Consider the following 22508-nt stretch of genomic DNA (forward strand, 5'->3'; position numbering starts at 1 on the left):
ATTTTAAAAAAATATTTTAGGAGATGAAAATAATGGCAATTGATAATTTGAAAGAAAAATTTAAAAATAAAATTTTATCTGAAAAAGAAGAATTGTTTAAAAATATAGATAGATTAATAAGAATAAATAGTGTGGAAGGGGAAAGCTTAGAAGGAGCTCCTTTTGGAGTAGAACCAAAAAAAGCATTAGAAGAAGCACTTAAAATTTCAGAAGAGATGGGATTTAAAACAAAAAATATAGATAATGCTATAGGTTATGCAGAGTATGGAGAAGGAGAAGAATATGTCTGTGTCATTGGGCATGTAGATATAGTTCCGGTTGGTGAAGGTTGGAGTTATGATCCTCTTAAATTAACAATTACAAAAGATAAATTATATGGGAGAGGAATTTTAGATAATAAAGGTCCTATAATGAGTGCTTTATATGGATTAAAAATATTAAAGGATTTAAATATTACTCTATCTAAGAAAGTAAGAATAATTTTTGGGACTAATGAAGAAACTGGATTTAAAGACATTCCATATTATTTAAAAAATGAGAAACCTCCAGTTATGGGATTTACTCCTGATTGCAAATATCCAGCAGTTTATGGAGAAAGAGGAATTCTTGATTTAACAATATGGAGTAAAAAAATAAAAGAAAGTATATCTATTGAAGGAGAATTTAAAAATAATGTAGTGCCAAGCTATTCAAAAATAAATATAAATGGAAATTGCATAATTGAAGAGAGAGGTAAGCAAGCTCCAGGAAATGCTCCAGAAATAGGAGAAAATGCAGTTACTAAAGCTTTTAGTTCTCTTTCAGAAAAACAATTAAGTGAAGAGCTAAAAGAATTTACTGATTTTATTAAAAATAATTTTCATGAAAATCATTCTATGGAGAAATCAGGAGTTAAATGTGAAGATGAAATTTCAGGAAAGTTAGTAATAAATCCATATAAAATAGAAGAGAAAGATTCTAAGTTAGGAATTTCTGTTGTATTTAGATATCCTATTACTTATAAATATGAAGATATTCTAAAAATAATAGATAATATAAAAAATGAAGAATATGATATGTCTATAAATAGAAGAATGGATTCAGTTTGTTTTCCATTAGATAGTAAGCTTTTAAAAGAATTAAAAAAAGCTTATGAAGATATAACAGGGGAAGATGGAGCTCCAGTTACAACTACAGGTGGAACATATGCTAAGGTATTTCCGAATATAGTAGCTTTTGGGCCATCTTTTCCAGGGCAAAAGGGAATTGCACATAATAAAGATGAATATATGGATATAAATGATTTACTTAAAAATACAGAGATATTCACAAATGCTATTTATAATCTAGCTAAATAAAAAGAGGTTGCCATTTGTCAACCTTTTTATTTATTTTTTAGCGTTTCAAACTTTTTATGAATCTATGACTAAAATTAATTAATATATTGAAATAATAAAAAATAGTTTAAAAATTTAGATATTTAAAAAGAGAGTAATTAAATAAATAGTAGTAATGCTATGTTTTATTAAATATGATAATAATTTAATGTATAATTAAAATAAAAAGGAGAAATTTATGGATAAAATAAACTTTGGGATAATAGGGACAAATAATATAACTAGGTGGTTTCTTGAAGCTGGTAAAAAAGTAAAAGGATTTAATTTATCATGCGTTTATTCAAGAAGTGAGGAAAAAGCAAAAATGTTCGCAAAAGAATATGGAGCTGAATATATATTTACTAATCTAGAAGAAATGGCAAAATCAAAAAATTTAGATGCAGTTTATATAGCTTCACCAAATAGTTTACATAAAGAGCAAGCAGTATTATTTTTAAGAAATGGTAAGCATGTTTTATGCGAAAAGGCATTTGCATCAAATGGATTAGAAGTAAATGAAATGATTAAAGCAGCAAAAGAAAATAATGTTGTCTTAATGGAAGCAATGAAAACAATTCTTTTACCTAATTTTAAGGAAATATTAAATAATATATATAAGATAGGAAAAGTAAGAAGATATTTTGCATCCTATTGTCAGTATTCTTCAAGGTATGATAAATATAAAGAAGGAGAAATTCTTAATGCTTTCAGAAATGAGTTTTCTAATGGAAGTCTTATGGATATAGGAGTTTACACTATAGCTCCAATGGTAGCTTTATTTGGCAAGCCTAAAGAGATAAAAGCTAGTGGATATATGTTAGAAACTAAAGTTGATGGAGAAGGAAGTATTCTATTTAAATATGATGAAATGGAAGCTTCAGTAATGTATTCTAAAATATCTAATTCCTATATTCCATCAGAAATTCAAGGAGAGGAAGGAAGCATTATAATAAATAAAATAAATGATATGAAAGAAGTATATATCATATATAAAGATGGACGAAAAGAGATAATTTCTAAGAATCAAGATTCAGATGATATGTGCTATGAAATAGAAGAGTTTATAAATCTTATTAAAAATAATAAATTAGAATCAGATATAAATTCTTTAGATTTTTCTAAGACAGTAATTGAAATAATGGATGAGGGAAGAAGGCAAATAGGAATTTCATATCCAGCTGATAAAATTAATATTTAAAAATAAAAGAGTTATGTTTTAATAAACATAACTCTTTTTATAAGCCTATTATTATGGGAAAGAAATCTATTTTTTAATAATTATAAATTTATAGTTTCTAGTTATATTAAGGTCTTTTTTCAAATTTTTTATCTGCATAATTTTAAAATTTTTCCATTAAATTTTAAGTATAGATTCATTTAATGTGTATTAATATATTTAAGCAATAGTCAATATTATATTTTTATAACCAGTAGCTTCTTGAAGATATTTTTTTATGTTATCTTTATTTAAACTATTATTACCTTTTTCAGATATAAACACTAAAAGAGTAGAATCATTATTGTCAGTAGTTAAAGTGTGTTCACCCTTACCAATAACAACATCAGTTATTTGAGGATATAAAGCTTTTAGTTGGTTTCCTATGCTAGAAAAATTTGAGTTAGTATTACTTTGAGAAGGATTTTCATCTTTATTAGTATCTAAAGAAGATACTGGATTATTTTTATCTTGCTGAAGCTTTTCAATGTATGATACTAAATTTAAGCTTTGGTCTTGAGTAACTTTTAGTTTATAACCAGGAAATCCATAATATTGTAGTTTACTATCTAAATCTTGAATATTATCATTAGTTAACTCTGAACCAAATATAACTAAGTTTATTTCCTTGTTTGCTTTATTTATACTTTTATTTAAGACATAAGAATTTTTATTTATTTGAGTGTTTATAAAATTATTTAAATTTTGATCATTTACAGTTTGAGTAACCATTGTTGCTGCTGAAATAACACTCGGTATCATAACTAAAATAGACAATATTATAGTTAATCTTTTTATATTCTTTTCACGCTTTTTATCAATAAAAGTCTTTTTAGGAAGTTTTAAAGCTTTAACTACTAAAAAAGTTGAAACAGCAATAAAAAATGAATTTATAAAAAAAAGATATCCGGCACCTAAAAAAATTTTAATATTAAGGTGTGCAATTCCATAACCGGCGGTACAAAGTGGTGGCATAAGTGCAGTTGCAATTGCTACTCCAGGTAGGACATTGCCAGGACGTTTTCTAGAAAGTCCAATCATACCAGCAGTACCACCTACAAATGCAATTACTACATCAAAAATTGTAGGAGTAGTCCTAGAAATAATTTCAGCACTTGCTCCTTTTACTGGAGTAAGAAGGAAATATAAAGTTGCTGTAGCTAAGCTAATAGCAATTTCAAAAATCAATAAAACAAAAGATTTTTTTATGTAGTCTGTATTGTAAGTTCCGATTCCATAACCTATACCTATAATTGCACCCATAAGTGGAGAAATAAGCATAGCACCTATTATAACAGCAACAGAATTCATATTTAAACCAATACTTGCAATTAAAATAGCACAAATTAAAATAGCAAAATTGCTTATATCAAGATTTAATCCATCATTTATATTTTGAATTATTTCTTCATCAGAAGCTCTATTTTTAAATTTATAAATTTCTTTAATATCATCAACGGTATACAAAATCTGAAACCTCCTTTATAAATATGTTAAGTTTAATAAATATAGAGAAATTATATAAAAAATGAATATAAATATCAAATTTTGTAATATAGTTATTTTGAGTAAAAAATAAAGTAAATAAAAATTAAATAAAACCTACTATAGCATTTGTAGCTATAGTAGGTTTAAATATTAATTACATATTAGTAACGGATTATCTTCTTCTAATACTTCTATTATATCTTCTAATTTAAATTTCCCACTTTTTAAAGTAGATAGTGTACAACAATCTATCGGATGAAGTTGTAAGAAATCTATTTTCCCATGTATTGTATCTAAAGAAGGAAGTTCTTTATCTTTTGTAACTATAAATCCAGCTATAGAAGAATCTTCATCAATAAGTTCTCTATAATCTATAAAAATATTTTCTTCTAAATAAATACTAGATTTTTTATTATACTTATAAATATTATTTATTGCTGTAAGAATTTTTTCTATTTCATCTTCTTCAATAGAAGTAGTTCTAAAAGTTAATTCATAACCAAACTTTGATCTTTCTCTCATAAATTTATGTTCATCGCCATAAAGTTCTGAAAATCCAAAACTGATTATATGATTATGTTCTTTATGGCTTGTACTATTATAAATTGAAAATCCTTGTAAGTCAGAAATTCCTCTAAATAATGAAGTAGAAGGAGTGAATAATTTATAGCTTGTAGGCTCCATATCTGAGTATAGATTTTCTAAAGCTTCATTAATAGAATCTAAACCAGGTGCAAAGCAAGTATTTTCTTTTAAATTTCTTTTGTATTCTTCAAAATTCATTTTCATAGTTTTTAATCCCCTTTTTGTTTAAATTTACCTTATGTATATATAATAACATAAAAATACATAAAAGTGTAACATTTTATTAATAAAATTTAAATTTGATTCAAAAATATTTTAAATTTACTCTGAGTGCGTATTGGAATTTAAGAAGAATACAATGGATTATTAATAGGAAAGTAAAAGATAAATTAAAAAAATAATTGATGTAAATAATATTGATAAACAATTAATGTTTTAAACTTTTATAAGAAGTTGTGGAAAAATTATTAAACTATATCTATTCTAATTGACATTAACTATCAATAAGTGCTAGTATGGGGTCAGTGATAATAATTATCAAGATGAATTCGAAATTATATGTTTTACTAAAGAAAAGAGGAGATATTACATGACAGAACTTCATATGGAAGATCAAATGCGAAATAAAAGAAGAAGAAGAAATTTCTTTATGCTTTTAGCAGCTATGGGACCAGGAATTACAGTAATGCTTGCAGATACTGATGCTGGCTCAATAATTACAGCAGCTCAATCAGGAGCACAATGGGGATATAAATTAATATTAATAAATTTAATTCTTGTTCCTATGTTATATTTTGTTCAAGAGTTAACAACACGTCTTGGAATAACAACTGGAAAAGGACATGGAGAACTTATAAAAGAACATATGGGAAAAGTATGGGCTTGGATAGCAGTTATAGCATTATTTGTTTCAACTATTGGAGCGCTTATAACTGAATTTTCAGGAATGATGGGTGTAGGTCTTCTTTTTGGAGTATCTAAATGGATAATGGTTCCTTTGGTTGTAGCTTGCCTAATATTACTTAGTGCAACTGGTAAGTATAAAACAGTTGAAAGAGTAGCAATAGTTGTAGGACTTTTTGAACTTGTATTTATTCCAGCTATGTTTTTTGCTCATCCTAATTATGGACATGTAGTAAGTAGTATATTTGGACATCAACCACTTAATAATTCAGCATATTGGTTATTAATTTCAGCAAATGTTGGAGCAGTAATAATGCCATGGATGGTATTTTATCAACAAGGAGCAGTAGTAGATAAAAAATTAACTGAAAAAGATATGAAATTTAGTAGAATAGATACAGCTGTAGGTTCACTTGTAACTCAATTAATAGTTATAGTAATAATAATAGCTGTAGCAGCAACTATTGGTAAGCATAATCAAAATGCACCTTTAAATTCAATTCAAGAAATTAGTGATGCATTAACACCATTTTTAGGAGTGATGGGAGGAAAAATTGTATTCGCTATTGGAATTTCAGGAGCAGCTTTAATTGCAGCAATTGTAGTTTCACTTGCAGCTTCATGGGGATTTGGAGAATTATTTAATAAGCCATGTAGTTTAAATAATACTTGGAGAGAAGCACCAATTTTTTATGCTTTCTATTGTGGAGCTATGATAGTTGGAGGAATAATAGTTTTATCTGGAGTACCTCTAGTTCCATTAACATTAGGAGTCGAAGTTTTAAATACATTATTACTTCCTTTAGTATTAGGATTTTTACTAGTACTTGGTTGGAAAGCTCTTCCAAAGGCTTACGCACTTAAAGGTTGGGAAAAAGTAATATTACTTTTTATATACTTTGTAGTTTGTGGCTTAGGTGTAGTAACAGTATATATGACACCACAAATACATGAATTTTTTAGATATATTATAGGATTATTATAAATAAGATTTTATAAAAACCTCAAATACTTTTTGTATTTGAGGTTTTTTTTATTTAATTTAAATCAGCAAATATTATAAAAATATTATAAAATTATGCTTTAAATAAAATAAAACATAGAAAAAAATATATAAAATTAACATAAAAAGAATAAAAATACATTAAATTGTATTTGATTATAAATTAATGTAAAATTAAAGAATAAAATATTAATAAATTTTAAAAAAGGAGGAGTTTTTATATGAATTTTAAATTAGATATATTTCAAACAATGGCTCTTGCCACTTGTATGTTTTATTTAGGAAAATTCTTAAGAAGTAAAATTAAATTTTTAAATAAATACTGTGTTCCAGCTCCAGTAATAGGAGGATTAATTTTTTCATTAGTAATATTAATTTTAAAATTAACTAATATTGCAACAGTTGAATTAGATACAACATTACAATCAATATTTATGACAGCTTTTTTTACAACTGTAGGTTATACAGCAAGTGTGAAAATATTAAAAAAAGGTGGAATAAAAGTTGGTATATTTTTAGGACTAGCTGTTATTTTAGTAATATGCCAAGATTTTTTAGGAGTTGGACTAGCTAAGATATTTGGATTACATCCTTTATTAGGACTTTCAACAGCTTCTATTCCTATGATTGGTGGACATGGTACTGCTGGATCATTTGGACCACTATTTGAAGAAATGGGAGTTCATGGAGCAACTTCAGTTGCTTTTGCAGCTGCAACTTTTGGGCTTATAGCAGGAAGCTTCTTAGGAGGTGTAGTAGCTAAATGTTTAATTGAAAGAAAAGAATTAAAAACTCCAAAGCATAATGAGGATAAATCAATTCCTTTAAGTGATTTTCATGAAGACAATGAATCTAAACTTTGTCAAAGTAGGTTGATGAAAGCAGTATCTTGGATATTTATTGCAATGGGAATAGGTTCTTGTATATCAATTGGAATACAAAAATTAGGACTTACTTTTCCATCTTATATAGGAGCAATGATGGCAGCTGCGATTATAAGAAATATATGTGATTATAAGAATGTTTCTTTAGAAGAAAAAGAAATAGAAGTATTAGGAAACATAAGTTTATCATTTTTCTTATCAATGGCACTAATGGGACTAAGATTATGGGAATTATTTGATTTAGCATTACCAATGCTTATTATGTTAATAGCACAAACTCTTTTAATGGGGATATTTGCTTACTTCCTTACATTTAATATTATGGGAAGAGATTATGATGCAGCTGTATTCGCATCAGGAATGTGTGGATTTGGAATGGGAGCAACTCCAAATGCAGTAGCTAATATGGATGCACTAACAAATAAATATGGATTTGCTCATACTCCGTATATAGTTGTTCCAATAGTAGGTTGTCTTTTTATAGACTTTGTAAACTCAGCTATAATAACTATTTTTGTAAATATGATACATTAAAAAATACAAATAAATGTTTATAAATTAAGACCTTAGAAGAAATATATAATCAAAATATTAGAACTTCTAGGGTTTTAATTGTAATAAAATAGAAAAAAAATAAAGAAAATTATAATCATTATAAAGGGATATAAGAAAAAATATTACATTTTTAAAAATTTAAATCATTTTATTGACAAAATAATGTAATTGAAATTAAAATTAATTTAAAAAGAGGGATGTATAAAATTTAAACGTTTAAATTTTATATAATTGAAATTAGGAGGATAAAATAAATGAAAACACTTATAATAAATTGCGGAAGCTCATCATTAAAGTATAAATTAATTAATATGGTTGATGAAAAAGATATAGTAAGTGGACTTGTTGAAAGAATAGGTCTTGATGGAGCTAAGTTAGTTCAGAAAAATGAAATTGGTGAAAAACACATAATAGAAAAAGAAATAAAGAATCATAAAGATGCTGTAGAATTAGTATTAAATACTTTAACAGATATAAAAGTTGGAGTTATTAAATCAATGGATGAAATTATAGCAGTAGGACATAGAGTAGTTCATGGAGGCGAGAAATATTCTTCTTCAATAATTATAGATGAAGAGGTTATAGAATATTTAAATGAGTGTAGCAAATTGGCGCCACTTCATAATCCAGCAAATATAACTGGAATAAAAGCATGTCAAAGTCTTATGCCAAACACTAAAATGGTAGCTGTATTTGATACAGCGTTTCATGGGACATTACCAGAGAAAGCATATATATATGCTATAGATTACAATTTATATAAAAATCATAAAATTAGAAAATATGGATTCCATGGAACTTCACATAAATATGTAGCTCACAAAGTTTCAGAAGCTATGGGGAAAGATATAAAAGATTTAAAAATAATTAGTTGTCATTTAGGAAATGGAGCGAGTATATCAGCAATTAAAGGTGGAGAATGTATAGATACAACTATGGGATTCACTCCACTTGCGGGAGTTCCTATGGGAACTAGATCAGGAAATATAGATCCATCAATAATACCATTTTTAGTTGAAAATTGTGGATATAGTATAGAAGAAGTTTCTGAAGCTTTAAATAAGAAATCAGGAGTTTTAGGAATTTCAGGAGTTAGTTCAGATTTTAGAGATATAGAAAATGCTGCTTTAAAAGGAGATAAGAGAGCACAATTAGCTCTAGATATATTCCATTATAGAATAAGAGCTGAAATAGGTTCATTCATAGTTAATATGGGAGGAGTAGATGTAATATTATTTACAGCTGGTGTAGGTGAAAATTCTCCAGAAACTAGAGAAGAATGTTTAAAAGGTTTAGAATTCTTAGGATTGAAATTAGATAAAGAAAAAAATAAAGTTAGAGGTAAACTTTCTGAAATATCAAAAGAGGATTCAATAGTTAAAGCATATGTTGTTCCAACTAATGAAGAATTAATGATAGCTAAGGAAACTTTAGCTTTAGTAAAATAATAATTTTATTATATTTTTTTAAGATATCGATGTAATCGATATCTTTTTGTTTTTAATAAAATTAAATAAATTCATTAAAAATAAATGGAATTTAAAAATGTAATAATATTATTGGAAAAAATTTTAATTAATTAATTATAAAAAATTTAAAAAAGATTTATATATAAAATTATTTCAAAATGTAATCTTTTTCTATAGAGTAAACAAAATTTTTTTTAAGTAAATTATGATAATTAAAAATAAAAAAATTAAATTTTCTACAAAAGGAAAAGTTGAAATTTAAATTAAAAAGGCTTAAGAGAAAATAAAATATTACAGAAAAAAATTGAGAATTATTAGAATATGTAAAATAACATAGTTTATTAGGGAAAATCAAAAAATATAAACCAACTTTAAAAAATATACAAAAAATTGAAAAAAATGGTATAATAAAATGCATAATATAAACTTTATTTTTATATAAATTACAGTAAGGGAAAGGAGATGGCAATGTTGTTTACGGAATATGACAGCTATCTTTTTCATAAAGGTAAGCATTCAAGTTGCTATAACTTTATGGGAGCTCATATAAAAGTTGAGAACAAAAAAAGAGGAGTTAGATTTACTACTTGGGCGCCAAATGCAAAGGAAGTAAGTGTAATAGGAGATTTTTCAAATTGGAAAACAAGAGAAGAATTTTCTTTAAAGAGAGAAACTGAAAATGGAATATGGACAGGCTTTATACAAGGAATTAAAAAAAATACAAAATATAAGTTTGTTATAAAAGATAAATATGATAATTGTTTTTTAAAAGCTGATCCATATGCAAGATTTTCAGAGATTAGACCAAATACAGCATCAATAATAAGAGCAAAAAGTAATTACAAATGGACAGATATAAATTGGTGGAATAGAAAAGTTATTAATCATTATAATAAACCATTAAATATTTATGAAATGAATTTAGGTTCATGGAGAAATAAAGATAATAAATATTTAACATATAAAGATTTAGCAAAAGAATTACCAATTTATTTAAAAGAAATGGGCTATACTCATGTAGAATTTATGCCACTTACAGAGCATCCTTTAGATCAATCTTGGGGATATCAAACTACAGGATTTTATTCGCCAACTAGTAGATATGGAGATGAAGATGATTTAAGGGAATTAATAAATTCTCTTCATAAAGAAGAAATAGGAGTCATATTAGATTGGGTTCCAGGACATTTTTGTAGAGATCAACATGGATTGGCATTTTTTGATGGAACTCCTACTTATGAATATGAAGAAGAATGGAAAGCAGATAATAAAGGGTGGGGAACTTTAAACTTTGATTTGGGAAGACCAGAGGTAAAAAGCTTTTTAATATCTAATGCGATATATTGGATAAAAGAATTTCATATAGATGGACTTAGAGTAGATGCGGTTACAAATATGATTTATTTAAGTTATGGAAGAAATGAAGGGGAATGGATTAAAAATGATGAAGGAACAGATATAAATAAAGATGCGGTTAAATTTATTCAAGAATTAAATACAACTATAATAGAAAAATTTCCAAATACTATTTTATGTGCAGAAGAAGCCACAACTTTTGGAAAAGTTTCATTTCCTGTAAAAGAAGGGGGATTAGGTTTTCATTTTAAATGGAATATGGGATGGATGAATGATACATTGGAATATATAAAAATAGATCCAATTTATAGAAAATTTAATCATAATAAAATGAATTTCTCTATGCTTTATAACTATAGTGAGCATTTTATTCTTGCACTGTCTCATGATGAAGTTGTTCATGAGAAAAAAGCTATGGTAGATAAAATGTGGGGAGATTATTGGAATAAGTTTGCAGGTCTTAGAAATTATATGACATATATGATAGGACATCCAGGAAAAAAACTTATTTTTATGGGAATGGAATTTGGTCAGTTTTCTGAATGGAGAGAATGCGGTGAATTAGATTGGCATTTAATAGAAGAATTTAAGATGCATAAAGATACACATAGATTTTTTAAAGATTTAAATAAATTTTATATTGATAATCCAGCACTTTGGGAAAAAGATTATGAAGTTGATGGATTTAACTGGATTGAAGCAGACAATGGAGAACAAAGTATATATATTTTTATGAGGCAAGGAACGAAGAAAAAAGATACATTAATATTCATATGTAATTTTACACCTGTATACTATGAAAATTATAAAATAGGAGTTCCTTTTAAAGGAAGTTATAAAGAAATATTTAATTCTGATAAAAAGGAATATGGAGGCTCTGGTCAAATTATGGACAAAATTATAGTAGCTAAAAAAGAAAAGTATCATAAAAGAGATTGGAGTATAGAGATTAAGGTTCCACCAATGGGATCAATAGTTTTAAAAGTAGAATAAGGGGGAGAGAATATGAAAATATTATTTTCTGCAACAGAAGCATACCCATTTATAAGAACTGGAGGATTAGGAGATGTAATAGGAGCCTTAAGTAAAGAGCTTAGTAAGTTGGGAGAAGATGTTAGAGTAATAATTCCAAAATATAAAGGGATTAAAGAAGATTTAAAAAATAAAATAAATTATATAAAACATATATTTGTAGATGTTGGATGGAGACATCAATATTGTGGAATAGAAGAGCTTAAAGTAAATAATGTTCAGTTTTACTTTATAGACAATGAATACTACTTTAACCGTGATAATTTATATGGTTATTATGATGATGCTGAAAGATTTGCTTTTTATGATAGAGCAGTTCTAGAGATATTAAAAGCTATAAATTGGTATCCGGATATTATACATTGTAATGATTGGCAATGTGGAATGATACCTGTTTTATATAAGCTTGAATATAGAAATAAAGATGAATATCCCGATATAAAATTTATTTATTCAATTCATAATTTACTTTTCCAAGGTAATTTTGGGAAAGAAGTTTTAGGAGAGCTTTTTGGATATGATTTACAACAATTTAATAATGGATGTTTATCTTTTAATGATGGAATAAGTTATATGAAAGGTGGAATAAATTATTCAGAAAAAGTTTTAACAGTTAGTTATACTTATGCAGAAGAAATAAAAACACCGGAATATGGTGAATGTATGGATGAGTTATTAAGAAATAAAGGGGGAGATTTAAAAGGAATTTTAAATGGAATTGATTATGAAGAATATAATCCTTTAACTGATGAATTAATAGAAAAAAGATATGATATAAATTCTATTGAAAGCAAAATGGAAAATAAATTAGCTTTACAAAGAGAATTAGGGTTAGAGGAAAATAAAAATATACCTATTATATCAATAGTATCAAGATTAACATCACAAAAAGGAATTGATTTAATTAAAGAAATTATAGATTGTGTATTAACTAAGGAAGTTCAATTTATTGTACTTGGAACTGGAGAATGGGATTATGAAGAGTTCTTTAAAGGATTAGAAAAAAGATATCCTAATAAAGTAGCTACTAGAATTATCTTTGATAATAAGCTTTCACATAAAATATATGCTGGTTCAGATATGTTTTTAATGCCATCAAAGTTTGAGCCTTGTGGATTAGGTCAATTAATAGCTTTAAGATATGGAAACGTTCCAATAGTAAGAGAAACTGGAGGATTAAAAGATACAATTGAAGCTTATAACAAATTTGAATTTACTGGAAATGGATTTAGTTTTTATAATTATTCTTCAATTGAGCTTAAAAACTGTATTTTTGAAGCTTTAGAAATATATAAAAGAAAAGATGAGTGGAATAACTTGGTTAAAACAGCTATGAGTTGTGATAATAGTTGGAAAAAATCAGCTTTAGAATATAAAAGGATTTATGAATCATTTTTTTAGAATAAATTTTTATTATATAAAAAAAGAAATATAGTATTAGTTAAGTTTATGTATAGAAAAAATTAGAATTTAGAGAATTAAGAGAGAAGAAAAAGGATATAAAAGGGTGGATTTATGAATAATAATCGTGAAATTGTTGGAATGATATTAGCTGGAGGACAAGGAACAAGATTAGGAGTGTTAACAGAAAGATTAGCAAAACCGGCTGTTCCTTATGGAGGAAGATATAGATTAATAGATTTTCCTTTAAGTAATTGTGTAAATTCAGGAATAGATACAGTAGGAGTCGTAACACAATATAAACCAAAAGCTATATATAAGCATATAGGAAATGGAGAAGCGTGGGATTTAAAAAAAGTTGATGAAACTGGGATAAGCTTTTTACCACCATATACTGATGAAGATAAGGATAATTGCTATACTGGTACAGCTAATGCTATTTATCAAAATATAGAATATATAGATAAATATAATCCAAAATATGTTTTAATTCTTTCAGGAGATCACATTTATAAAATGGATTACACAGAAATGTTAGATCATCATAAAAAAATGAATGCTGATGCTACAATAGCAGTATTAGAAGTTCCAATGGAAGAAGCAAGTCGTTTTGGAATAATGAACACAAATGAAGATAGTACAATTTACTCATTTGAAGAAAAACCAAAAGAGCCAAAAAGTAATAAAGCTTCTATGGGAATTTATATTTTTTCATGGGATATATTAAAAGAATATTTAATTAAAGATGAAAGATTAAATAGTTCAAGTCATGATTTTGGAAAAGATGTAATTCCAGCAATGCTTAAAGATGATAGAAAAATGATTTCATTTTCATTTAAAGGATATTGGAGAGATGTTGGAACAGTAGAAAGTCTTTGGCAAGCAAATATGGATTTGCTTAATAATGAATGTGAGTTAAGTATAAATGATAAATGGAAAATTTCTTCTGCTAATGTACCTGATTATGATAAATGCCAAATAAGTAGAACAGCAATTATTAAAAATTGTATTTTAGGAGACAATTGCGAAATAGAAGGTTGCATTGATACAAGTGTTCTTTCTAAAGGAGTAAAAGTTGGTGAAGGATCTGTAATAGAGAATTCAGTTATACTTGAAAATACAATAATAGAGCCTCATGTTATAATAAGCAATGCTATTATAGGTGGAGACTCTATAATAAAAGAAGGTTCTGTAATAGTTGAAAGAGAAAGTATTACAGTAGTTGGTCCTAAAAGAATGGTAAGTCAGAATACTGAGCTTGAAAAAATAGAAATAGAAAAGATAAAGGATATAAAAAATAAAGAAATAGAAAATAAAATTTTAGTTTAATTAAGGAGATTAAATTAAAATTTAACCTATTTAAATATTAGAAATTTTTTATTATATTATAAATAATATAAATATAGGTATATTATAATTATATTTGAATTATTATCGATTAACATTTATAATTAAGTTAAAAATGAATAGATAAAAGGTTCTTAAATTTATTTAAGATTAAAAGGGAAAATGGTTAAACTCCATTACAGCCCCCGCTACTGTAATTGCAGACGAAACTCTAAATACCACTGAGAAATTTTCTTGGGAAGGTAGAGGATTAGGATGAAGCATAAGTCAGGAGACCTGCCTTTTATAAAACCATGCTTCGGAGGGAAGATTAGGAGAAACGGGATTTATTAAAATTAGATTTTAATAGAGTTTTCTTTTAGCACCCTTTTATAGGGTGCTTTTTTATTTTGAAATTTATAATAAAATTCTTAAAGAAATAATGGTTATACATAAATTTGTTTGAAATCTAAACATTAATAAACTAAGGAGATTAAGAATGAAAAAAGCTATTATTGTTGTAAGTTTTGGAACAAGCTATCAAGGTGCATTAAAAGATTCAATAGAAAAAATTGAAAATAGAATAGAAGAGGAATTTAAAGATTACGATTGTTTTAGAGCTTTTACATCTCATATGATTATAAGAAAGATGGATAAAGTTTATGGGATAAAAGTAATGACTCCAGAGGAAAGATTAGAAGAGCTTTACAATTTAGGATATGAAGAAGTTATAATGCAACCTCTTCACATAATTCCTGGAGAAGAATTTGATTATGTAAAAAATGTTGCTGAAAGCTATAAAAATAAATTTAAAAAAATAAAAGTTGGAAGACCAATATTTTATTATCAAGGAATTGAAGGTGTAGCTTTTGATTATACTCTTTTTATTCATTCAATAAAAGATATACTAGATAAAAATGAAAATATAGTAATGTTTGGACATGGAACTTCTCATCCAGCAAGTGCTACTTATAGTTGTCTTCAAGTTGTATTACAAGAAGAAGGATATGAGAATGTTTTTGTTGGAACTGTTGAAGGTCATCCAACTTTTGAAAGTGTAATAAAGAGATTAAAAAATAAAAATATAAAAGAAGTGCTTTTAGTTCCACTTATGGTTGTTTGTGGAGATCATGTTTTAAATGATATGGCTTCTGATGAAGAGGATTCATGGAAAAGCATATTAGAAAGTGAAGGAATAAAAGCAAATGTATTCTTAAAGGGCCTTGGAGAAATTGAAGCTTTTAGACAACTTTATGTAAATAGAATTTACGATATCATAAATGATACATATTTAGGAGTTGGTGAAACAAAGAAAGGATTAAAAAATGAAAACCTTAGTAGTGTCATCTAATTGTAGTGGAGGAGGAAAGACTACAGTAACTCTTGGATTAATGAAAGCTTTAAAAAATAGAGGGTATAAAGTACAAGGGTTTAAATCAGGACCAGATTATATAGATCCTGCATTTCACAGTAGAATAACAGGTGTAAAATCTAGAAATTTAGATCTTTTTCTTATGGGAGAAGAGGGGGTAAAAGAAGCTTTTAATAGAGGTGAAGGAGATTTTGCAATTGTAGAAGGAGTTATGGGTTTATATGATGGAAAAGGAATAAGTAGTGATTATTCAACATACAGTACATCAAAAACTTTAGATAATGCTCCAATTGTACTTGTTATTTCTCCTAAAGCTCAAAGTTTAACTCTTTGTGCTGAATTAAAAGGAATATTAGAGTTTAGAGATGCAAATATAAAAGGTGTAATTTTAAATAATATAAGTAAAAGTTATTATATCCTTTTGAAAAAAATAATAGAGGAAAATCTAAATATAAAAGTATTTGGATTTATAGAAAAGAAAGAAGAATTAAGTATTAAAAGTAGGCACTTAGGATTGATTCAAAGCTCTGAAATAGAAGATTTAGAAAAGAAAATAGAAATTTGTGCAAATTTAATAGAAGAAACTGTTGATTTAGATTTATTAATAGATAATTTTAAAGAAGTTAATTTAGAAAAAAATGAAAACTTTTTTAAAATAAGTGGAAAAAAGAGAATTGGAGTTGCTTTTGATAAAGCTTTTAGCTTTTATTATAGAGAAAATTTAGAGATTTTAGAATCATTAGGTGAGGTTATATATTTTAGTCCTATTAATGATAAGGAGATTCCTAAAGATTTAGATTTTCTTTATATAGGTGGTGGATATCCAGAAGTATTTAAAGAAGATCTTAGTAAAAATAAAACAATGTTAAGAAGTATAAAAGAAGCTTTAGAAGAGGGACTTCCTTGTTATGCAGAATGTGGTGGACTTATGTATCTTACTAGAGAAATTGAAGGTTTTGAAATGGTAGGATTTTTTGAAGGTAAGAGTTTTATGACTAATAGATTAAATAATTTTGGATATGCAGAAGTAGACTTTAATGGAATAAAAATAAATTGTCATGAATTTCATAAATCTAAAACAGAGTCAAAAGAAAAAAAGATTTATAATGTAAGTAAAATAGATTATAAAGGTGATTTAAAAACATGGGAATGTGGATATGAAAAGAAAAATACTTTAGCTGGATATCCACATATACATTTCTTTGGAAACAAAGAATTTTTAAAATATATACTAAGAGATAAAGAGGAATAAATATGAGTTATATAAAAAATCCAATGGAAATAGAAAATAGAAGTTTTGAAATAATTGGAGAAGAAATGGGAAGCCATAACTTTTCAGAAGAAGAACTTAAAATAATAAAGAGAGTTATACATACAACAGCAGATTTTGAATATAAAAATTTAATAGATATAAGCAAGACAGCAATAGAAAGTGCGAAAGAAGCTTTAAAAAATAACCCAACAATATATACAGATACAAATATGGCTCTTTCAGGAATAAATAAAAGAGCACTAGAAAAATTGAATGGAAAAGCAATTTGTTATGTAAATTTACCAGAAGTTCATGTTGAAGCAAAAGAAAAAGGAATAACACGTTCAATGGCAGCTGTCCATAAAGCTTGTGCTGATAATGTTGATATTTTTGTTTTTGGAAATGCTCCAACAGCTCTTTTTAAATTAAAAGAACTTATAGCTGAAGGAAAAGTAAATCCAAAGCTTATAGTAGCTGTTCCAGTAGGATTTGTAGGAGCAGCAGAAAGCAAGGAAGATTTAGATCAATTAAATATTCCATATATAAGAGTTAAAGGAAGAAAAGGTGGAAGCACAGTAGCTGCTGCTATAATAAATGCTTTAATGTATATGTGCGTAGAGAGATAAAATTATGCTTGATTTATATGTTCAAAGTGGTGGTAAAAAATTAAGATGTGGATTTACAACAGGTTCTTGTGCAGCAGCAGCTTCAAAGGCTGCAACTTATATGCTTTTTAATGATGAAGATTTAGAATATGTAGAAATTGATACTCCAAAAGGAATTAGATTAAATATAAAAATTAATTCTATTTATAGAGGAGAAGATTTTGTTCGTGTTTCTGTTATAAAAGATGGTGGAGATGACATTGATGTAACAGATGGAATAGAAATATTTTCTACAGTAAAAAAAATAGAAGATGGTTTCTTTTTAACTGGAGGAGAGGGAGTTGGATTTGTTACTCGTGATGGACTTTCAGTAAAAAAAGGAGAATATGCTATAAATCCTGTTCCAAGAAAAATGATAGAGAAGGAAGTTTTAGAGGTAATTGATAAAGATTATGGTGTTCATGTAACTATAAGTGTTCCAGAAGGAAAAGAAGTAGCTAATAAAACTTTTAATCCAAGACTTGGAATAGAAGGTGGAATTTCTATTTTAGGAACTACAGGAATAGTTGTTCCTATGTCAGAAGATGCAATAAAAGAATCTATTTTAATTGAAATAAAGCAAAAATCAAAAGTTGGAGAAAGAATAGTTTTAACTTTTGGAAACATAGGGGAAAGATGTGCAAAGGATTTAGGCTTTACAGAGGATGAAATAGTTATTATTTCTAATTACGTGGGATTTGCGCTTGAAAGTGCAGTTTCTCAAAAAGTATCAGAAATAATTTTAGTTGGGCATATAGGAAAGCTAAGTAAAGTAGCATATGGTTGTTTTAATACTCATAGTAGAGTTTCAGATGTAAGACTTGAAGTTATAGGTTTAGAGCTTTTTCTTTTAGGATATGATAAAGATTTTATAGAAAAAGTTATGAAAGAAAAAACAAGTGAAGGTGCAGTAAAACTTTTAGGGGAAGGTTACGAGCATTTATATAAGACTATTGGAGAGAAAATAGTAAATAGAATGAATATATATACTTACAATGAAGTGAAATGTAATGCTGTAATGTATAGTGGATATTCAGATTACAATATACTATATAACTCTTTAGAGGAGGAAAAAATATGATTTATATAGTTGGAATAGGTCCTGGACATAAAGATTATATGTTAAATAAAGCTATAAATATTTTAGAAAACTCTGATATAATAATAGGTTTTTCTAGAGCCATAGATTCAATTAATTTTATAGATGTAAAAAAAGAAAAAATAGATTCTTTAAAAGGAATATTAGAAAAATTAAAAAATTCTAATGAAAATATTTCTCTTGTGGCTTCAGGAGATCCAAATTTTTTTGGAATAGCAGAATATATAAAAAAGAATTTAGATAAAGAAATTTCTGTAATACCTGGTATAAGTTCTTTTCAGTATTTAACAAGTAAATTAAATAAATCTTGGAGCAATGCATATACAGGAAGTATGCATGCGAGAGAAGGATTTTTTTTAGAAAAAATAAAAGAAAATAATTTAAGTATATGGCTTTGTGATAAAAAAAATACTCCTGTAGAGTTATGTAGAATTTTAAATGAAGAAAATATAGAGTGTAAAGTTTTTATTGGAGAAAAACTTTCTTATGAAGATGAAAGAATAGTTTTCGGAAATCCAAAGGAATTTTTAAATGAAAGCTTTGGAGATTTGAGTATTCTAATAGTAGAAAGAGTTTAGGAGAAAAAGATGATTTTAATAAAAGATAGTGAATTTGTAAGAGGAGACTGTCCTATGACTAAAGAGGACATAAGAGCTCTTTCAATATGGAAAATGGATTTAAATGAAGATTCTAAAGTTTTAGATGTTGGAGCAGGAACAGGAAGTATAACAGTTCAAGCATCTAAAATAGCACATAAAGGAAAAGTATATTCAATAGAAAGAGATATTCCTGCAATAGAAACAACAAAAAAAAATCTAGAAAAGTTTAATTGTAAAAATGTTATTTTAGATGAAGGTAGCGCAGTTGAAATTTTAGATAAATATATAGAAGAAGGATTAATATTAGATTCTATATTTATTGGAGGTTCAGAAGGTGACCTTGAAAAGATAATAGAAAAGTCTGATAAACTTTTAAAAAATAATGGAGTAATAGTAATGAACTTCATAACTTTAAATAACTCATATATTGGAATAGAAAAAGTTAAGCAAATGGGTTATAAGTTTGATGTTTCATTAGTTAACATAAGCAAAAATAGAGGGCAAAGCTATATGATGATTTCTAATAATCCAATTTATATAGTTAAGTGCATAAAAGGAGAAAAATAATATGGCTAAATTATATGGAATAGGTGTAGGGCCTGGAGATACAGAACTTATTACAGTTAAAGGTGTGCGTGCAATTGAAGATAGTGATGTTATAGTAGCACCAACTGGAACAGAAGGTGGAGAAAGTATAGCATTAAATACTGTTAAGGAATATATAAAACCTGGAACAGAAGTAGTTATAAAGCATTTCCCAATGGGCGGAAAAGGAAAAGAAATAAAAGTAAAAGAAGCATATGATTTTATAGAAGAGAGATTAAGAGAAGGAAAAAATGTAAGTTTTTTAACAATTGGAGATCCATTTGTTTATAGTACATATATTCATCTTTTAAAAAATATGGAAGAAAAGAATTTTAAAGTTGAAACAGTACCAGGAATTACTTCTTTTTGTTCAGCAGCAAGTATAGTTGGACAAACAATAGTAGTTGGAGATAATAGATTAACAGTTATGCCAGCAACAAAGGTTCATGAAATAACGGATGAAAAATATGTAGTAATAATGAAAGTATATAAACGTGAAGAAGAAGTTTTAAATGCGTTAGAAGAAAAAGGATTTAAATATGTTTATGTAAGTAGAGCAGGTAGAGAAGGACAATTAATTTTAGAAGACAAAGAGGAAATATTAAAAGTTAGAGATTACATGTCATTAATATTAGCAAATAGAGAGTAGGTGGATTTTATGGTTTATTTTATAGGAGCAGGACCTGGAGATGTAGATTTAATTACAGTTAAAGGAAGAGAAATATTAAAAAGAGCAGATATAGTTATATATGCAGGTTCTCTTGTAGCAAAAGAACATATGAGTTTTTGCAAAGAAGATGTAGAAATATATAATTCAGCAAGTATGACTTTAGATGAAGTCATAGAAGTAATAGAAAAAAATAAAGATAAAGAAATAGTTAGACTTCACACAGGTGATCCATCTATATATGGTGCTATTAAAGAGCAAATGGATGAATTAGATAAAATAGGAGTTTCTTATGAAGTTGTGCCAGGAGTAAGCTCTTTTGTTGCAGCAGCAGGAGCTATAAAAAAAGAATTTACATTACCTTCAGTAACTCAAACTGTTATTTTAACAAGAGTTGAAGGAAGAACTCCAGTACCAGAAACAGAAGATTTAGAAAAATTAGCATCTATAGGAGCTTCAATGGCTATATTTTTATCTATTAGTATGATTGATAAAGTGGTAGAAAAACTTAAAAAAGGTTATGGAAGAAATGTTCCTATAGCAGTAGTTGAAAGAGCTACATGGGAAGATCAAAGAATTCTAATAGGAACTCTTGATGATATAAGTGAAAAAGTAAAAGAGTGTGGAATAAAAAAATGTGCTCAAATTCTTGTTGGTGATTTTATAAATTGTGAATATGAAAAAAGTCTTCTTTATGATAAAAGCTTTTCTCATATGTTTAGAAAAGGACAAGAGTAATGCTTTGTGTAATTAGTGTAACTAAAAAAGGAGATTCTATAGCTAGAAAAATAGGAAAAGAGTTTAATGGAACTCTTTTTCTTAAATCAGAAATGGAAAACTTCAAATTAAAAGAAGTTACAGAAAAAGCATTTAATAATTTTTATACAATAGTTTTTGTATCTTCAATAGGAATAGCAGTTAGAGCTATAAATGGATTTATAAAAAAGAAAGATGTAGATCCTGCTGTTATAGTTGTAGATGTATGTAGTAAATTTACAATTAGCCTTCTTTCAGGACATCTTGGTGGTGGAAATTATATTACAAATAAAATTGCAAAAAAATTAGGAAATACACCAGTTATAACTACAGCAACAGATAATATGGATAAAGATGCACCAGATGTTTTAGCAATGGAAAATAATTTAAAAATTGAATCTTTAAAAAAAGCAAAAGAGATTGCAAGTCTTCTTGTAAATGATGGTGAAGTTTTCTTTAAAGATGATAAAAAAGAAATAAAACTTCCAAAAGGATATAAAGAAACAGAAGAGTTAAAACCATGGACTCTTTGGATAACAAATAAATCTAGAGAAGAGGATTATGTTTTAAAGTTAATAAGAAAAGATATAATTCTTGGAATTGGTTGTAGAAGGAATACAGAAAAAGAAAAGTTAAAAGAATTTGTATTTAATACTTTAGAAAAATTAGGGTTAAGTATAGATAGTGTAAAAGTTATTGGTTCTATAGATTTAAAAAAAGATGAAGAAGCAATTTTAAATTTAGGAAAAATATTAAATGCAGAACTTAAATTTTTTACGAAAGATGAAATAGCAAAAGTTCATCATAAATATGAAGGTAGTGATTTTGTAGAAAAAACTACTGGAGTTAGATGTGTTAGTGAACCAGTTGTTGAGCTTTTAGGTGGAAAAATAATTAGAGAAAAAGAAAAGCTTAATGGAATGACGCTAACAGTTGGAATTTTAAATTAAGGAGAAAAGAA

At 26.7% G+C, this 22508-nt stretch carries 19 protein-coding genes and 1 riboswitch; of the genes, 17 read left to right on the forward strand and 2 right to left on the reverse strand.

Annotated features, from left to right (window positions below; genetic code table 11):
- Nucleotides 1–32 precede the first annotated feature (32 nt).
- Together HMPREF1092_RS03580 and HMPREF1092_RS03585 are read left to right on the forward strand one after the other, a co-directional pair.
- Nucleotides 33–1337, forward strand: a complete 1305-nt coding sequence (locus HMPREF1092_RS03580) for a Sapep family Mn(2+)-dependent dipeptidase (protein ID WP_002597242.1) — start codon at nt 33–35, stop codon at nt 1335–1337.
- A gap of 217 nt (nt 1338–1554) precedes the next feature.
- A complete protein-coding gene (locus HMPREF1092_RS03585) occupies nt 1555–2553 on the forward strand; it encodes a Gfo/Idh/MocA family protein (RefSeq protein ID WP_002597243.1) in 999 nt (332 codons plus the stop codon).
- A gap of 198 nt (nt 2554–2751) precedes the next feature.
- Here HMPREF1092_RS03585 and HMPREF1092_RS03590 read toward each other — a convergent pair whose 3' ends face one another.
- Together HMPREF1092_RS03590 and HMPREF1092_RS03595 are read right to left on the reverse strand one after the other, a co-directional pair.
- The gene (locus HMPREF1092_RS03590; RefSeq protein ID WP_002597244.1) at nt 2752–4038 is read right to left on the reverse strand and encodes a DUF389 domain-containing protein; all 1287 of its coding nucleotides are present in this window, start codon (nt 4036–4038) and stop codon (nt 2752–2754) included.
- 171 nt (nt 4039–4209) lie between these two features.
- Nucleotides 4210–4848, reverse strand: a complete 639-nt coding sequence (locus HMPREF1092_RS03595; protein ID WP_002597245.1) for a suppressor of fused domain protein — start codon at nt 4846–4848, stop codon at nt 4210–4212.
- A gap of 385 nt (nt 4849–5233) precedes the next feature.
- On the opposite strand from HMPREF1092_RS03595, the gene HMPREF1092_RS03600 reads away from it, so the two are divergent.
- The 15 genes from HMPREF1092_RS03600 (at nt 5234) to cbiG (ending at nt 22497) form a co-directional block, all read left to right on the forward strand.
- The gene (locus HMPREF1092_RS03600; RefSeq protein ID WP_002597246.1) at nt 5234–6532 is read left to right on the forward strand and encodes an NRAMP family divalent metal transporter; all 1299 of its coding nucleotides are present in this window, start codon (nt 5234–5236) and stop codon (nt 6530–6532) included.
- A gap of 239 nt (nt 6533–6771) precedes the next feature.
- Nucleotides 6772–7968 carry a sodium/glutamate symporter gene (gene gltS, locus HMPREF1092_RS03605; protein WP_002597247.1) on the forward strand — a complete coding sequence of 399 codons (1197 nt, stop codon included), beginning with the start codon at nt 6772–6774 and terminating at the stop codon, nt 7966–7968.
- 275 nt (nt 7969–8243) lie between these two features.
- On the forward strand, nt 8244–9437 hold the full coding sequence (locus HMPREF1092_RS03610; protein WP_002597248.1) for an acetate kinase: 1194 nt from the start codon (nt 8244–8246) through the stop codon (nt 9435–9437).
- A 489-nt stretch (nt 9438–9926) separates the two neighbouring features.
- A complete protein-coding gene (glgB, locus tag HMPREF1092_RS03615; protein WP_002597249.1) occupies nt 9927–11807 on the forward strand; it encodes a 1,4-alpha-glucan branching protein GlgB in 1881 nt (626 codons plus the stop codon).
- A 12-nt stretch (nt 11808–11819) separates the two neighbouring features.
- The gene (gene glgA / locus HMPREF1092_RS03620) at nt 11820–13247 is read left to right on the forward strand and encodes a glycogen synthase GlgA (RefSeq protein WP_002597250.1); all 1428 of its coding nucleotides are present in this window, start codon (nt 11820–11822) and stop codon (nt 13245–13247) included.
- 114 nt (nt 13248–13361) lie between these two features.
- Nucleotides 13362–14576 carry a glucose-1-phosphate adenylyltransferase gene (locus HMPREF1092_RS03625; RefSeq protein WP_002597251.1) on the forward strand — a complete coding sequence of 405 codons (1215 nt, stop codon included), beginning with the start codon at nt 13362–13364 and terminating at the stop codon, nt 14574–14576.
- A gap of 129 nt (nt 14577–14705) precedes the next feature.
- Nucleotides 14706–14892, forward strand: a riboswitch (cobalamin riboswitch).
- Nucleotides 14893–15072: 180 nt separating this feature from the next.
- Nucleotides 15073–15924 (forward strand): sirohydrochlorin cobaltochelatase, encoded by an 852-nt coding sequence (locus tag HMPREF1092_RS03630; protein ID WP_002597252.1) that lies wholly within the window; start codon nt 15073–15075, stop codon nt 15922–15924.
- Nucleotides 15899–17197, forward strand: coding sequence for a cobyrinic acid a,c-diamide synthase CobB (locus HMPREF1092_RS03635; protein WP_002597253.1), 1299 nt, complete (start codon nt 15899–15901; stop codon nt 17195–17197). Before HMPREF1092_RS03630 ends, HMPREF1092_RS03635 begins: the two co-directional genes overlap by 26 nt.
- A gap of 2 nt (nt 17198–17199) precedes the next feature.
- Complete coding sequence (locus HMPREF1092_RS03640) at nt 17200–17823, forward strand: precorrin-8X methylmutase (RefSeq protein WP_002597254.1); 624 nt, start codon at nt 17200–17202, stop codon at nt 17821–17823.
- A gap of 4 nt (nt 17824–17827) precedes the next feature.
- Nucleotides 17828–18922 (forward strand): cobalt-precorrin-5B (C(1))-methyltransferase CbiD, encoded by a 1095-nt coding sequence (gene cbiD / locus HMPREF1092_RS03645; protein WP_002597255.1) that lies wholly within the window; start codon nt 17828–17830, stop codon nt 18920–18922.
- On the forward strand, nt 18919–19518 hold the full coding sequence (gene cbiE / locus HMPREF1092_RS03650; RefSeq protein WP_002597256.1) for a precorrin-6y C5,15-methyltransferase (decarboxylating) subunit CbiE: 600 nt from the start codon (nt 18919–18921) through the stop codon (nt 19516–19518). Before cbiD ends, cbiE begins: the two co-directional genes overlap by 4 nt.
- 9 nt (nt 19519–19527) lie before the next feature.
- A complete protein-coding gene (gene cbiT, locus HMPREF1092_RS03655) occupies nt 19528–20106 on the forward strand; it encodes a precorrin-6Y C5,15-methyltransferase (decarboxylating) subunit CbiT (protein WP_002597257.1) in 579 nt (192 codons plus the stop codon).
- A gap of 1 nt (nt 20107) precedes the next feature.
- A complete protein-coding gene (locus tag HMPREF1092_RS03660; RefSeq protein ID WP_002597258.1) occupies nt 20108–20773 on the forward strand; it encodes a cobalt-factor II C(20)-methyltransferase in 666 nt (221 codons plus the stop codon).
- Nucleotides 20774–20782: 9 nt separating this feature from the next.
- Entirely contained in the window at nt 20783–21529 is a 747-nt protein-coding gene (gene cobM / locus HMPREF1092_RS03665; RefSeq protein ID WP_002597259.1) for a precorrin-4 C(11)-methyltransferase, read from the forward strand.
- A complete protein-coding gene (gene cbiG / locus HMPREF1092_RS03670) occupies nt 21529–22497 on the forward strand; it encodes a cobalt-precorrin 5A hydrolase (RefSeq protein WP_002597260.1) in 969 nt (322 codons plus the stop codon). The genes cobM and cbiG overlap by 1 nt, the downstream gene beginning before the upstream one ends.
- The last annotated feature ends 11 nt before the right edge of the window (nt 22498–22508 follow it).

The organism is Clostridium thermobutyricum, assembly GCF_000371465.1.
In the GTDB taxonomy this organism is placed as follows: Bacteria; Bacillota; Clostridia; order Clostridiales; family Clostridiaceae; genus Clostridium; species Clostridium thermobutyricum.